Raw genomic sequence first — 14,321 nt, 5'->3', positions numbered from 1 at the left:
ATCCCTCCTAGTTATCAGCCTTTTTAACATCAAGTTTATCCCGTAGCCATTCACCAATACTTTGCACGCTATAAGACAGAATCACAATTATAATCGCAGGCATTACTGCAATCCATGGATTTGTTGTCAAGTAATTTCTGCCAGCTCCAACCATTTGACCTAGTGTTGCTGTTGGAGGTTGTACGCCAATCCCGATAAAGGAAAGAGAGGATTCTAGCAATAAAACACCAGGAAAATTAAGCGTAATCAACACAATTAGAGAAGAAGTAAGAGCTGGAAATATATGCTTAAACATAATTCGAAATGATGAAGCATTATAGCTCTGGGCTGCTTCAATAAATTGCTTCTCTTTCAGACTTAGTACAAGTCCTCGAACAAAACGAGTATAGGACTCCCATTTCGCAATTCCGATGAAAATCATTAACACTGGGATTCCTCTACCAAAAATAATTACTCCAATCAAAATCACTAATGTAAATGGAATAGATTGCTGAAAATTAACAGCCATCATGACTAGACGATCCCACCAGCCACCAAAATATCCGGATGTTAGTCCGAGAACAACACCAATAATACTTCCAAAAATTAATCCTACTAATGCCATGGCAATACTAACTTGAGCACCATATAGAAGTCGGGAGAAAATATCTCTTCCCAGTTCATCTGTACCAAATATATTAGCCATATCACCACCTGCAAAGGATGGATGCTTGTTTCTATCTAGAAGTACTTGCGCATTCGGATCATAGGGAGAAATTAAACTCGCAAAAATGGCTCCAATTATAACAGTGAGTACGATGATGAAACATATTTTAATAAAAAGTGGCATGGATGAAATAGCTTGCTTCATTATGCGTTCCCTCCTTTACCGATTCGAGGGTCTACTATCATATACAAAACGTCTAAAACATAGTTAACAACTACGACTACTGCTGAAATAAGAACAATACTAAATTGTATAATCGGAAAATCTCTATTCAACACCGAATTTATTAATGTCATTCCTATTCCCGGCCATGAGAAAACTGTTTCTATAATCATCGAACCAGCCATAATATCTACAAATACCATCCCTGTAATCGTTAATGTAGGAATAAGCGCATTGCGGAAAGCGTGTCCGTAAATTACACGCTTTCTGCCAATACCTTTTGCTACTGCCGTACGAATATATTCTTGATTTAATGTGTCTAACACACCAGTTCGTACATGTTTTGCAATACTTACTATTGGTCCAACAGACAAACAAATAACAGGCATAATATAGTTCAGTACTGAACCCCCACCTTGACTAGGTAAAATATTCAATTGGAAACTGAACAAGAGCATTAAAAATATCGCAATAATGAAGCCTGGTACTGCATAGATCAATGACATGAAATTATTAATCGCTTTTGCAATAATATTTCCACGATTTAATGCGATAAAGATTCCTAATAAAATCCCAACTACTATACTAGTAACTAATGCAATGCTACCCAGTTTTAATGTTTCACCAAGTCTTGGTATAATAACATCTGTTACAGGCCGTCTTTCTACAATACTTTGACCAAAATCTCCACGAAATGCGTTTTTCATATAACTATAAAATTGTTCAGGATAACTTTTATCTAAACCGTATTTTTCATTGTATTGTTCTAACTGCCCGGGCTCCATTCCATCTGGATACATAATTTCTGCTGGATTTCCTGTCACGCGAGCAGCTACAAAGACGAAAACAAGTACTAGAAAAATGGTTGCTAAACTAAAAAGTGTTCTTTTTAAAATATAGCTAAACATGAGTCACCAACCTTAGTTAATCCTACTGTGTACTATTAACACTTATTTCTCCTGCACGTAAACCTAAAGTATGTGCTCGTAATTTAGATGGAATTTCGTAATTTATATTTTCCTTCATTGCAATAGCTTCATATGGTTTATACAGATAGATATAAGGTGTTTCTTCACGGTAAAATTCTTGCATTTTTCTTAATGCATCTGCTCGCTCGTTTTCATCTGCACTATAACGGGCAATTTCAAACTGTTCTATATACTCATCCGAAGGGATAAAATCTCCACTATTTACTGACTCACCAACTGGTGACCAATGTCTCTCAATAACCCCCATTGGATCAATATAATAAAGTGGGTTAGACCATGTTCTTATTTCCTTCTCTTCATTAGGTACAGAAGACAAGCTTTCTACTTCTACTAGTTGAGCATTCACACCAATTTCCTTCCACATTTCAATAACTGTTTGTGCTGCTAAGTCTGCATAAGTGTAATAGTTTGTAGTATTGTAGATTTCAATTGTTTCACCATCATAATCTGATGCTGCGATTAATTCTTTTGCTTTTTCTAAATCAAACTCAATATTTTCTACATCAGATAAATATAAAGGTTCACCATAATCTTCAAATTGAAATGAAGTTGCTGCTTCTGCTTTACCTTCCCAAATCGTATCAACAATTGTCTGTCTATCAATAGCATAGTCTAATGCTGCTCTTACATTAGGATCAGCAACAATTGGATTACTCATATTAAATCGATAAATATGATACATTGGATAAGTTGTACCTATTAAACGAAGAGAGTCATTCCCTTCAAAAATCTGCTCTTGATCTGCAGGTATACTTGTAACAAAATCTACTTCATTATTTTGTAAAGCTGTTGCACGTGAAGAAATCTCAGGGATTAATGTAAAGGTCACTTTTTCAAAGGGCGCTTCTTCTCCCCAATAATCTTCAAATCTTTCTAATACGATAGACTGATCTGGTTCAAACGAAGTTACTTTATAGGGTCCTGTTGTGACTGGCTCTAAGCTTGCTTTATCTAAGCCAACTTCTTCTGAGTAGGCTTTAGCAGAAATTCCTGCATTTGGATCTGATAATAAATGCTCCATTAAGGGCTCTGGTTTAAATGTGTGTAATCTTACTGTTAAATCATCTACCACTTCAGCCTCTTCTATGTTCGCTAGTAAATAAGCATGAGATGTTGCATAACTCGGATCCTCTTCATTAATTACTCTATTTAATGAATAAGCAACATCTTCTGCAGTCATTGTTGTACCATCATGAAATTTCACATCCGCACGTAATTTGAGCTCCCAAGTTAAATCATCTGTTTGCTCCCATTCTTCTGCAAGACCAGGAATGAATTCAAGCTCCTCAGCATGTGGTTCTCTCATAATTAATGTGTCATAAATATTGTAGTAAACTTGAATTCCTGCATTAGATACTGACGCATTTGCATCCAATGTACTTGGTAAAGTCTGTGCACCAATTTTTAATTCTTCCATATTTTTTAGAGGTGTATCACTACCTGTTTCCGATCCAGAAGCTGTAGAATTTCCATTATTTGAAGACTTTTCTCCTGAATCAGAATCCGAACAAGCAACAAGGAAGAGAGCTAACATTACCGAAAAGATACTGAAAATAATTTTCGATTTATTTTTAAGCGTTACATTTTTTCTCATGTCATGTACCTTCTTTCTTTTTTATTAAATAATTGAATTTAGTAACTGCTCAATATCATGTTCCGTTAAATCTACTGGGTTATTATCCATTCTTCCTTTAGTAAAAGATTGGCTAGCAATAATTGATAAATCACTTCTTTTTACTTGATAATCCATCAAACGAAACGGTATATCATACTTTTTGTAAATCTCAATGATTCTCTTCTCTACATCCTTCACATCCTCTACTTGAAATGCTGACAATAGACTTGGTAAATCAATGATACGTTGCTGATTATGTTCAAACATCTTTCCTAATGTCATACTGACCGCAATACCATGATCGATATTATAATGAAGTGTCAAAGGATAAGAAATGGAATGACACGCTGTTGTTCTTGTATTGCTAAAAGACAATCCTGCAAGTACACTTCCCATGGCCAATTGCTTTCTAATCTCATAGTTGTCTAATGCAAAGTCATTTCGTTCCAATTGCTGTAAAATCATTGCAATCGCTTGAAGAGAATAACTTCTAGATATCGGATTTGAATGCATTGACCAATATGCTTCTGTCGCATGACATAATGCATCAAGCCCTGTTGAAATGGTGCTCCTTAGCGGTAGCTTCATCGTTAATTCTGGCAAAATCAATGCATAAGCAGGAAATAACTTTGAAGAACTGATAGAATACTTCTTATTAAATTCTCGATCCCAAATCGTTCCCCATGGTGTTACCTCTGATCCAGTTCCAGAAGTTGTTGGGATAGCTAACATTGGAATTTCTTCCAAACCAATTTCATACTTACCATTAACGATAATATCTCGAAGCTGTTCTATCGTTTCAAACTCCTGATGCTTTAATGCAACTAAGCTTTTTGAAATATCAATCACACTACCTCCACCAACTGCAAGGATAAAATCAAATGAAAAATCCTTTATTTCTTCAGACATTGCAAGGATATCTTCCATATCTGGATTTGATTGATCGAATGCAATTATTTTTTTATATACTTGAGGAGGAAGTAGATTAAGTAAAATAGAATCAGTAGCAAATAATGCTTTATTCCAAGTAATAATTAATATATTTTCTGCATTTATATCTTTTAAATCTTCTTTTAACTGCACCATTCCACTATTCTCAAAATATAGTTTTACAGGATTATAAAATTTTGCCATCAAGTTTAATTCCTTTCTAAATCATTAATAATTTCAAGTACATCTCCAATTTGGCGAGCAATCGCATTTGCACCAGATTGTTCAAATTTCTTTTGCGTATTACTTATGATTTCTTCCTTCTCCTTCTCATTTAAAGATTGGAATTCTTCCTTAGAAAGTCCCATTTGGTTACTCCCAATCAGTACGCCAGCTGAAAACACACCTGCATTTAATCCAGAAAGAATATCAACGCTTGTGTCCCCAATATTGATTACTTGCTGTTTATCTTTTATATCCATTAGCTCCAAATTTTTTAAAATCATATCTGGATAAGGTCTACCCTTTTCCACTTCACTAGCTGTTACAATAAAATCTGGCAGCAACCTTTCATCTGTGATTTGATTGATTATAAGATCAAGCATGTCTTTTCGATAACCTGTTGATGAACCAATTTTAATTCCCCGTTCTCTTAAAGCTTGGAATAACTCTAAAACACCATCTAACATTTCTGCATCGGTTGATAGAACATGTATCAATTCTTTATTAAATGATTGATAAACCATCTCCACATCTTCTTCTGTCCAACTTTGATGGTAAATACTCTCCCACTGTGAAGCACTAGAAGCCGACGTAAGAATATCTCGAATATGATCTTTTTTATGCTTTCCCATCGATTCTCTTACCAATTCATAACTTACATCAATCTGAAATGACTTAAAGACATTTTTCAAAGCAACTACCGGGTCCATACTTCCAAAATCTACAATTGTTCCTGCCCAATCGAAAATTACAGCTTTAATCTTTCTCATGATTCCACCCTTTCTTCTTCTAAACTCAAACCCATCATAATGATTTTTGCATAATTCATCAATATATTTTGCGATAGTTTACATATATTTTACATAAGTATATAATCGAATTTATTTTATTTACATTTTTGTGTTATTTAAGCAAAAAAAATAACCATTATCTAATGGCTATTTCATCTTTATATTTATCCTAATATTCCTACTTGATGATGACGTTTTTCTCTTTATATTGTTTTACTAGCTGTGGATTGATATTTGAATCTGTTAGAAAAACATCCACTTTATCCAAATCACATATTTTTAAATAAGAGATGGTTTCAAATTTACTAGAATCGGCAAGGACGATAACTTTTTCAACATTTTTGATAAAAGCATTAATGACTTCCACTTCTCCTTGACGGAAATCTGTAATTCCTTTTTCTAAAGAAATGGCATTCACATTAATAAAAGCAATATCCGCATAGAATTGATGCAAATTATCCATCACACCATTACCATAAAATGAATGTTCCTCATGATCTAAGAACCCTCCTGTAACAATAACGGTGAAATCCTTTTTAGTGTTTAAAATATTAGCGATGAGTAAAGAGTTAGTGATAACAGTTAAACAATCAAATGATTTCACTAATTCTTCCGCAAACTCCACATTTGTAGTACCAGCATTTAATGCAATCGCCTGATACTCTTTAATATATTGGATCGCTTTATTAGATATTTCTTGTTTCTCTACAACATTAGAATTTTTGCGATTGACAAAAGAATGATTTGTCACAATTTGATTAGGTAAAGATGCACCACCGTATACTTTTTTTAGATTTCCTATACTTTCTAAATATTTTATATCTCTACGCACCGTATCCATGGAAACACCTAGAAGTTCCACTAATTCTCTCATGGATACATTTCCTTTTACACGTAAGTTCTCCATAATTAAGTTGTATCGTTCTTGTGATAACATAGAAATCTCTCCTGTTTTGTATGTATGATGCTTTCATTAACACTTCATGCTTAATTAAATATCAATACCAATAGTTTACCAAATCAAAATACCTTTTACATATTTTCTCAGTTTTTCATAATAAAACTTTACATCTAAAAACAATATATGATCCGACCGAACTTCTCTAACAATATCGAGTAACGATAACAAATCGTTGATAAACTGTAGCTACAGAAAGGAGGACATTTCATGTTAAAAGAACTCAATCAAGCAGTTGAATATATTGAAGAAAATTTATGTGAGGACATTAACTGGAAGGAATGGTTTAAAGCTCATGCTATCAATGAATACCATTTCAAAACAATTTTCTTTCATTTAACAGGTTTAACCTTAAACGAGTATATCAAAAAAAGAAGAATTGCCATGGCAAATGAGGATTTATTAAAAGGTCTATCAGTGACTGATGTTGCTTATAAATATGCTTATCAGTCTATTGACGGTTTTACTCGAGCATTCAAAAAGGAGCTAGGTTATCTACCGTCTGAAGTTCAAAAACATAACATAAAACAAATGTTTTCAAAGCTACATTTCTCAATCGAAGTAAAGGGAGGAGATTCTATGGAATATAAAATAGTAAAAATGCCAGCGTTTACCTTAGCTGGTGTCAAATCAAGAGTACCGATGCAATTTGAAGGGGTTAATCAAGAAATAGTAAAACTTGTAGAGTCTATAACGACTGAGCAAAAGGAATTGATGCATGAATTAATGAATCTTGATCCTAAAGAAGTTGTAAATGCATCCTATGATGCCGACTATTTATTTCAAGAAGAAAAAGGTGATTTAACGCATTTCATTGGGGTACTAACAACTGAAACCAATATTGATGAAAAACTTGATACGTATTTCGTTGAGGTAAATGAATGGGCAGTATTTCCAAATGAAGGAAAATTCCCAGAGACACTACAAAATACGATGGCAGATATTTATGCCAAATGGTTACTAAGCTCTGATTACATTATTCTGCCATTACCTTCATTTTCATTTACCCATATGAAAGAAGATGGAATAAACGCTTATAGTGAGATCTGGATTCCAGTTGAGAAGAAATCTGAGTGAGTTTAGCAGGGGCTGTCCAAAAAGTCAGTGAAAACTGCTTTTCTATGACGGCCCTTTTTTTCTTTATTCTTCCTAAAAAACATATAAAAAAATCGCCTTTTCTTGTAAAATGGAGTTACCACACAACATTTCAGAAAGGGCGATTTTTTATGAAATCTCATACAAATTGTACCACACAAACGACACTTCCTCTAGAGGTAATCGAGGAAAAAGTTACAGCTTCTAACCCAGCAACTCCCTTATTTAAACCTTACGATAACCGACAAAGCACGGTGATTTTTGATATCCAAGATTATATCCCTACACATCATGTAGCACGAGTGGTAGATGAAATGGTGGAGCGTATCCCAAAGGAACAGCTCTATCGTTATTATAGCGGTGGAGGTAGACCAGCCTTTCATCCCAAAATGATGCTGAAAGTTATTTTATATGCTTACAGCCAAAAAATATATTCCTGTAGAGACATCGAAAAAATGACCAAAGAAAATCTACCAACTATGTGGCTTGCAGGTATGCAAACCCCTGATTTTCGCACCATCAATGCGTTTCGTGGGAAGCGAATGAAAGCCATGATGGATCAGCTATTTGAAACGATGATTCTGCAACTGATAGAAGATCAATGGATTACGATGGAAAACTACTTCTTGGATGGCACAAAGATAGAAGCCAATGCCAATAAGTATTCTTTCGTATGGAAAAAATCAACCGTGCGATGGGAGGCGCAGTTAAAGCAACGCATCCAGGAAACGTTGGCACATATCGATACGATTGCCGCACAGGAAGAGCTAGAGATAAGCCATTCTAAAGAAGAAGCGACTGCGGAAGACTTAGAAGCGATTGCCAATCAACTAGCAGAAAAAGTAGATGCCCTTTCTGAAGCTATCGAAAATACGGAAGAAAGTCAGCTTCGAAAACAGCTCCGCTCTCGTCGTAGCACCTTAAAAAAACCAATGAAACAAATACGTGAGAACTTTCTTCCACGTATGGAAAAGTATCAGACCTATCAAACCATCTTAGGAGATCGAAACAGCTTTTCCAAGACAGATCCGGATGCCACGTTTATGCGGATGAAAGAAGATCATATGAGAAATGGACAGTTGAAGCCAGGCTATAATGTACAAATGGCCACAGAAAATCAATTGATTGTCGATTACTCCGTGCATCAACGACCAAATGATACTCGGTGTTTTATTCCACACTTGGAGAAGTTGGCAGCTTCTAACCTTCCGATGCCTCAACGGATCATTGCCGATGCAGGTTATGGAAGTGAAGCAAATTATTTATATGCGATTGGTGAAGAGAAATCCCCTCGTTTTGAATTTTTAATACCCTATGGCACCTATCTCAAAGAACAAAAAAGAGCGTACAAAAAAGACATTAAAAACTTTAAAAATTGGACCTATCGTGCCCATGAGGATGATTATATCTGCCCAAATAACCGAAGAGTCGTGTTCAAAAAATATCTCAATCGGAAGAATAGGTCTGGTTATGTGCAGAGTTATAAAATTTATGAATGTGAAAGTTGTTTGGATTGTCCATTGAAGCCCCAGTGTACGAAGGCAAAGGGGAACAGACAAATTTTTTGGAATACAATCTTTGAAGAAATGAAAGCTAAGGCAAAAGCAGCCCTTGAAAGTGAAGAGGAAGCAGCAATCTACGCCCAACGAAAAGTGGAAGTAGAAAGTGTTTTCGGTCACATCAAGGGCAATCGGTCGTTCCGTAGATTTTCTTTACGGGGTATCGATAAAGTCCACACAGAATTCGGGATCGTGGCAATAGCCCACAATATCCTGAAAATAGCTGAGCTTCGCAGGCTACTTTTCAGGAATTTTTTACAAATGAAAAACAAGAAGAGAAAAATGATTTATTTTTCTTCCTCTTGTTTTATTTTGGGGGCTTATTGGACAGCCCCTGCTTTTATTATATTTTCATAAGAAAATTCTTTTTAAGACCTATGCTCTTTCAACTTCTCCTGTAAATATGCTTCTGACTTCCCTTTCGCAATACTAAGAGTTTGCCAATCTTCATCTTTTAATTGCTTACCGATATACACCATTTGACCAACATGACTAGCATAATGAGCCATTTGTCTCTCGATCGCTTCTAACACGGTATGTTGCTCTCCACGAATGGTGATGTTTTTTAGGAGATCCGAACTTTCTAAACCACTTAATGTATCAAAAAATATGTTCCAGCCTTTTTCCCAAAGTGTGATCATTTCCTGCTTGGAAGATATATCATCCTCGAATTCCTGATCACGATTCCTAAAAGGCTTCTCCCCGTCTGATGTTAAAAAATCGGACCATCTAGATATCATGTTGCCACTCATATGCTTTACAATAATCGCGATGCTGTTGGATGCCTCATTTAATTTCCAATGTACATCCTGCTCTGATAGTTGGGTTATTGTTTTATCACCAAGATTTTTTACATCTGCAAATCTTGCTTGTATTACCTTCAAATATTCTTTTCCAATATCCACAAATATCTCTCCTTTTTTAGACGGATCTTTATACAACAGTTTATCATATAGAAAATCCAAATAGACTTATCATATTAAGCCCATTCAGATTTCTTGTACTTGCTAATTTTGTTCTATCTGTTCGTTTTCATTGGAAGCTTCCTTTTTCTTTTTCCGTTTCAAATAATAAGCACTCATCAGTGATGCGATAGGGATAACGAGGGCAATTCCAATACCAGAAATAAAAATCGTCAGCATTTCATCATTAAATACTTTGGCATTAATGATATCCCCTATCGAATAATCTAAATCCTTAAACCAAATCAACAATCCCATATAACCGCCAAAAAAGGCAAAGAATAAAGTATTCGTACTTGTTCCAAGAATATCTCTACCAATATTTATTCCTGCTAAGAATAAATCTTTTTTAGAAATTTCAGGGTTTTGTTCATGTATTTCCCGTAATGGTGAAGTTATTGAAATAGCAGTATCAACAATTGCTCCAATTGTACTCATAATAATCACTGCTGTAGCAATCTGAACAAAATTAAGCCCAATATGGACATTAAAGGTCGTTATCTCTCCAGATTCCTCTTCACCAAGCCCATAAATCATCGACTGCTCCGTTAAAATAATAATAAAGAAAATTAGAATAACCATCGTCGCAATAGTCGCCAAAAAGGCGAGCATCGTTTTATTATTAAATCGATTAATGAAAAACAGGCTGACTGCACTAATAAATCCACATGCGATTAATGCAATAATAATAGGATTTCCTGAAGGATCATTCATCACAAAGACAGCCATGAGTACAATGATAAAATTGATAAAAAGTGCAATAAAAGATCGTACACCCTTCATCCCTCCAACCCAAGCCATTAATGCAAACAATATAACTGCTAGCACGATTAGTACATTCATGATTTCACCTGCTTTCTACGAATAAAGAAAATAGAAATGTAGATGGCAATTGGAATGGTCAATACAATGCCAATCCCTCCTACTAAAGCACGTGCTAATTCCAAAGATAGATTCATCGATAATGTAAAACCAAATGGCGTGGCATTTTTAAAATAAATAAGCAGCATCGGAATCGATCCACTAACATAGACGAAAAATAAAATATTCGTCATCGTTCCCATAATATCTTTCCCTACTTCATATCCAGCCTTCTTCAACACTTTTACACTAATCCGGTTATTCTTTTCATACATTTCAAACATAGAAGCTGATAACGTAATTGCAACATCCATCACCGCTCCCAGCGAACCGATTAATAAACCTGCCATAAAGACTACCTGAGGATTTCTAGTTAAGAATGCCATCTCTTCATAACGAAGCCCTTCTTCCCCAGTAAAACGGAGTGCTAAATAAGCAATAAGCAGTGATAATCCTGTACCAATCAATGTGGTAAGAATGGCTGTATATGTCTTCTCATTAAAACCAGTTGCCATTAATAAAGATAAAATAGTAAAAATCACAATACTAACTAATGTAATGACGGATAAGCCGAGACTAGGGTTTTGTATATAAATATCCAAAGCAATAGATAGAATTAATGCATTCACAAGTAAACTTAAGACTGAGAGTGCACCTCTTGATTTACCGACAATCAGGAGAATGATAAGAAATATCCACGCTACGAATACAAAATGTTTATCCCGTTTGATATCTCCCGTTGCCTTTCCATCTGTTGCGAGAAAAATTTCATTTCCTACTGATAATTCATAATCTAATGCCAGGGACTGCATATATTCATTATCAAAAGTAGTGAGTTCACCCTTATCGGGACCATTTTTAATTTCTCCAGTAACGCTCTGAATTACAAAGTCATCCTGATTTCCATGTCTATCTACTTGAGATTCTCTGTGAGTTTCCTGCACATCTGTTATTTGAACTATTGTACGTGTATATAATTCATGATTATTATTAATAAAAATCATAGACGCTATAAAAGCAATTAGTAGTAAACCGCTTATTAAGTATTGAGTCTTTGTTCGATTTTGTAACCATCTTTTCAATGCGATCACTCCAAAAAGTAAAACTGGACTATTTATATTTCTAAAATATATACTATGTTACCACTTTTACATAGAGTGATTCATATGTACAGTATAGTACTTCAGCATGCCCCAAAATAAAACATCCAATGTTTCATAGTAACATTGGATGTTTTAGAATCTATGGCAGGTTTTGTTGAGAAAGTCATACCAAGATTTCAATATAATATTTTATATTTAACATGTACAACATCTGATCCGTCGACAACTTCTTTACTTTCTAATTTAATATGCTCCTGCCCAATTTGATCAAATAAACGAATGCCGTTCCCCAGCAGAATAGGTGATATGTGAAGATGCATTTCATCAAGAAGCTTTGCTTGTACACACTGCTGAGCAATACTCGCCGCTCCGATACTTATATTTTTGCCATTTGCAGCTTTATTTGCCTGTTCGATAGCACTTTTAATACCATCTGTAACAAATGTAAAGCTTGTATGATTCTCAAGATAATTTTCTGGCGCTTCATGAGTCACTATAAAAATTGGTATCCCTTGAATTGGATGACTACCTCCCCATCCATTTACAATATCAAATGTCCTTCTCCCAACTACCATAGCACCTATGTCTGGAATAGAACCGTCAAAGACCTCTTTATTGATACTAGATAACCTAAAAAAATCATTATAGCGACTCGGCTGATCACCACTAAATAACCATTCATGAATTATTTCACCGTTCGCTCCAAGTGGTTGCTCTTGATTATCATTCAAACCAGCAATAAACCCATCAAGTGACATGGAAATATCTAAAATTACTTTTCCCATACTATCCGCTCCCTTCCTTATACTTTTATTGTAGCAAACCGAATGGAGGGAGACTTCTCTTATTTTGCTGTGATTTCGTGTTGTAGCTACTAGAGTCTTATAGTATTTCTCTTCAATAAATTCATTTAAACATCACAACTGTTTTTTCATAGGCTGAAATTCACCATATGTAAGTGAACGCCAAACCCACTCTAGGGGACCAAAACGAAAATGTTTTAGCCAAAAGTAACTTAGTATCATTTGCAATGGAAGAACAATAATACTTATCAGAATCCCCAAACCTATATTCACTTCTCCAAACATCCCTAACCCAGTGAATATCCCTACCCCAATTATTGTTTGGGTAATATAATTTGTTAATGCCATCCTGCCAACATAACTAAAAGGATGAAGAATTCTCTTCCATTTCTCTCTTTCTAGTAAAAATAAAATCGTTGAAATATAAAAGAACGAAAGGCTCAATCCACTTATCGTTAAAAGTGACTGTATTAGCTGTTCATTTAAAATGCCAAAATTAAGTATTTTTAAATGTAATAAAATAATGCCAGCACTCAACGGAATACTAGTTAACAAACTAATCAACCAGACACGCTTTATAAAAGGTTTATGAGAAGGAAAATCCCTAAAAATTCCCCGTTTTACTGCATATAAACCTATTAAGAACATAAATAGAGCAGTTAGTATATTCATTGGCGTATTCATTAAAACAGGAATTACTTCATTGGTAAAACGATAAGATAGCCATTCTAAATAACTACCATTTTGATAAATATCAATCGCTTCTTCTACTTTATCTGTCCCCTCTTCTTTTAAGTTACTTATTTACTGTTCCATGGTGGCTAAATCAGTCGAACCAAAAATACCAAATACTAAAAGTCCAATCAGCGCAATTGAAAATGACATCAACCAAAGAAGAATCGTCTTCTGCTTCCTCTTATAAAAGAAAATTAAAAAGAATCCAGCAAGCGCATATCCTAAAAGAATATCACCATACCACAATAAGCAAAGATGTAAGAATCCGAAGATGGCTAACACGATTAATCTCCGTGAGTATAAGCGATAAAAATGATCTGTTTTATTTACTGCACGTTCCATAAAAATATAAAAGCCAACACCAAATAAAAAGGAAAATATCGTAAAGAATTTCGTCTCTACAAAAACATCAAGTAGCATTCGTAAAAACTGATCACTTGAGCTTAATTCGGGTGACATCATATATAAATCTGCAATTAATTGAGGAGACTGAAATAATGGCATATTCACTAATAAAATTCCGAACAATGCTATCCCTCTAATAATGTCCAATGATTCAATACGTTCCTTCGTCGAAATAGGAGATGACTCTTGTATCCTATTCTTCAAATTATCCCTCCCCTCAGTTTATCAATATGTATTTAAAAAGTTCATCATGCCATATTAAGTGTAGCACTTAATTAATTTAAGTTAAATTTCCATCATTTCAATGCGACTCGCTTAATATTTACAAACTGTTGAGATTTCTTTGATCAGATAGATTTATTAGTAGTTCAACATAACCCTTAGATAAAGGAGATTTTATATGGGATGTCAAAGTTATATTATTA

14 protein-coding genes are annotated in these 14,321 nt (G+C 34.6%); 2 read left to right on the top strand and 12 right to left on the bottom strand.

Annotation, left to right across the window (positions count from 1 at the left end; translation table 11 throughout):
• Positions 1-7: 7 nt before the first annotated feature.
• The 6 genes from AB4Y30_RS03865 to AB4Y30_RS03840 form a co-directional block, all read right to left on the bottom strand.
• Entirely contained in the window at positions 8-850 is an 843-nt protein-coding gene (locus tag AB4Y30_RS03865) for an ABC transporter permease (protein WP_368654183.1), read from the bottom strand.
• Complete coding sequence (locus AB4Y30_RS03860) at positions 850-1,776, bottom strand: ABC transporter permease (protein WP_368654182.1); 927 nt, start codon at positions 1,774-1,776, stop codon at positions 850-852. The genes AB4Y30_RS03865 and AB4Y30_RS03860 overlap by 1 nt, the downstream gene beginning before the upstream one ends.
• A gap of 22 nt (positions 1,777-1,798) precedes the next feature.
• Positions 1,799-3,451 carry an ABC transporter substrate-binding protein gene (locus AB4Y30_RS03855; protein ID WP_368654181.1) on the bottom strand — a complete coding sequence of 551 codons (1,653 nt, stop codon included), beginning with the start codon at positions 3,449-3,451 and terminating at the stop codon, positions 1,799-1,801.
• A gap of 24 nt (positions 3,452-3,475) precedes the next feature.
• A complete protein-coding gene (locus AB4Y30_RS03850; protein ID WP_368654180.1) occupies positions 3,476-4,606 on the bottom strand; it encodes a phosphonoacetaldehyde reductase in 1,131 nt (376 codons plus the stop codon).
• Between the two features lie 5 nt (positions 4,607-4,611).
• Positions 4,612-5,394 carry a phosphonoacetaldehyde hydrolase gene (gene phnX / locus AB4Y30_RS03845; protein WP_368654179.1) on the bottom strand — a complete coding sequence of 261 codons (783 nt, stop codon included), beginning with the start codon at positions 5,392-5,394 and terminating at the stop codon, positions 4,612-4,614.
• 199 nt (positions 5,395-5,593) lie between these two features.
• On the bottom strand, positions 5,594-6,352 hold the full coding sequence (locus AB4Y30_RS03840) for a DeoR/GlpR family DNA-binding transcription regulator (RefSeq protein WP_368654178.1): 759 nt from the start codon (positions 6,350-6,352) through the stop codon (positions 5,594-5,596).
• A 231-nt stretch (positions 6,353-6,583) separates the two neighbouring features.
• Between AB4Y30_RS03840 and AB4Y30_RS03835 the strand changes: the two genes are divergently transcribed.
• The gene (locus tag AB4Y30_RS03835) at positions 6,584-7,450 is read left to right on the top strand and encodes a GyrI-like domain-containing protein (protein ID WP_368654177.1); all 867 of its coding nucleotides are present in this window, start codon (positions 6,584-6,586) and stop codon (positions 7,448-7,450) included.
• Between the two features lie 149 nt (positions 7,451-7,599).
• On the top strand, positions 7,600-9,384 hold the full coding sequence (locus tag AB4Y30_RS03830; RefSeq protein ID WP_368654176.1) for an IS1182 family transposase: 1,785 nt from the start codon (positions 7,600-7,602) through the stop codon (positions 9,382-9,384).
• An 11-nt stretch (positions 9,385-9,395) separates the two neighbouring features.
• Here AB4Y30_RS03830 and AB4Y30_RS03825 read toward each other — a convergent pair whose 3' ends face one another.
• From AB4Y30_RS03825 to AB4Y30_RS03800, 6 genes are all read right to left on the bottom strand, one after another.
• Positions 9,396-9,932 (bottom strand): DUF1572 domain-containing protein, encoded by a 537-nt coding sequence (locus AB4Y30_RS03825; RefSeq protein ID WP_368654175.1) that lies wholly within the window; start codon positions 9,930-9,932, stop codon positions 9,396-9,398.
• A 102-nt stretch (positions 9,933-10,034) separates the two neighbouring features.
• On the bottom strand, positions 10,035-10,832 hold the full coding sequence (locus tag AB4Y30_RS03820; RefSeq protein ID WP_368654174.1) for a YibE/F family protein: 798 nt from the start codon (positions 10,830-10,832) through the stop codon (positions 10,035-10,037).
• Positions 10,829-11,941: a YibE/F family protein gene (locus tag AB4Y30_RS03815; RefSeq protein ID WP_368654173.1), complete on the bottom strand. Its 1,113-nt coding sequence runs from the start codon at positions 11,939-11,941 to the stop codon at positions 10,829-10,831. The genes AB4Y30_RS03820 and AB4Y30_RS03815 overlap by 4 nt, the downstream gene beginning before the upstream one ends.
• A gap of 188 nt (positions 11,942-12,129) precedes the next feature.
• Entirely contained in the window at positions 12,130-12,738 is a 609-nt protein-coding gene (locus tag AB4Y30_RS03810) for a dihydrofolate reductase family protein (protein ID WP_368654172.1), read from the bottom strand.
• Between the two features lie 132 nt (positions 12,739-12,870).
• Positions 12,871-13,428: a DUF418 domain-containing protein gene (locus tag AB4Y30_RS03805; RefSeq protein ID WP_368654171.1), complete on the bottom strand. Its 558-nt coding sequence runs from the start codon at positions 13,426-13,428 to the stop codon at positions 12,871-12,873.
• A 132-nt stretch (positions 13,429-13,560) separates the two neighbouring features.
• The gene (locus tag AB4Y30_RS03800) at positions 13,561-14,100 is read right to left on the bottom strand and encodes a DUF418 domain-containing protein (protein ID WP_368654170.1); all 540 of its coding nucleotides are present in this window, start codon (positions 14,098-14,100) and stop codon (positions 13,561-13,563) included.
• Positions 14,101-14,321 lie beyond the last annotated feature (221 nt).

Source organism: Ornithinibacillus sp. 4-3, from assembly GCF_040958695.1.
GTDB lineage: Bacteria > Bacillota > Bacilli > Bacillales > Amphibacillaceae > CALAMD01.
The sequence above is the reverse complement of the archived record's forward strand: the minus strand, read 5'-3'. Positions and strand labels throughout refer to the sequence as shown.

Bases quoted from the DNA above. Each gene is read 5' to 3' on its own strand.
- AB4Y30_RS03865 (WP_368654183.1), bottom strand. From the start codon at position 850: ATGAAGCAAGCTATTTCATCCATGCCACTTTTTATTAAAATATGTTTC.
- AB4Y30_RS03860 (WP_368654182.1), bottom strand. From the start codon at position 1,776: ATGTTTAGCTATATTTTAAAAAGAACACTTTTTAGTTTAGCAACCATT.
- AB4Y30_RS03855 (WP_368654181.1), bottom strand. From the start codon at position 3,451: ATGAGAAAAAATGTAACGCTTAAAAATAAATCGAAAATTATTTTCAGT.
- AB4Y30_RS03850 (WP_368654180.1), bottom strand. From the start codon at position 4,606: ATGGCAAAATTTTATAATCCTGTAAAACTATATTTTGAGAATAGTGGA.
- phnX (WP_368654179.1), bottom strand. From the start codon at position 5,394: ATGAGAAAGATTAAAGCTGTAATTTTCGATTGGGCAGGAACAATTGTA.
- AB4Y30_RS03840 (WP_368654178.1), bottom strand. From the start codon at position 6,352: ATGTTATCACAAGAACGATACAACTTAATTATGGAGAACTTACGTGTA.
- AB4Y30_RS03835 (WP_368654177.1), top strand. From the start codon at position 6,584: ATGTTAAAAGAACTCAATCAAGCAGTTGAATATATTGAAGAAAATTTA.
- AB4Y30_RS03830 (WP_368654176.1), top strand. From the start codon at position 7,600: ATGAAATCTCATACAAATTGTACCACACAAACGACACTTCCTCTAGAG.
- AB4Y30_RS03820 (WP_368654174.1), bottom strand. From the start codon at position 10,832: ATGAATGTACTAATCGTGCTAGCAGTTATATTGTTTGCATTAATGGCT.
- AB4Y30_RS03810 (WP_368654172.1), bottom strand. From the start codon at position 12,738: ATGGGAAAAGTAATTTTAGATATTTCCATGTCACTTGATGGGTTTATT.
- AB4Y30_RS03805 (WP_368654171.1), bottom strand. From the start codon at position 13,428: ATGAATATACTAACTGCTCTATTTATGTTCTTAATAGGTTTATATGCA.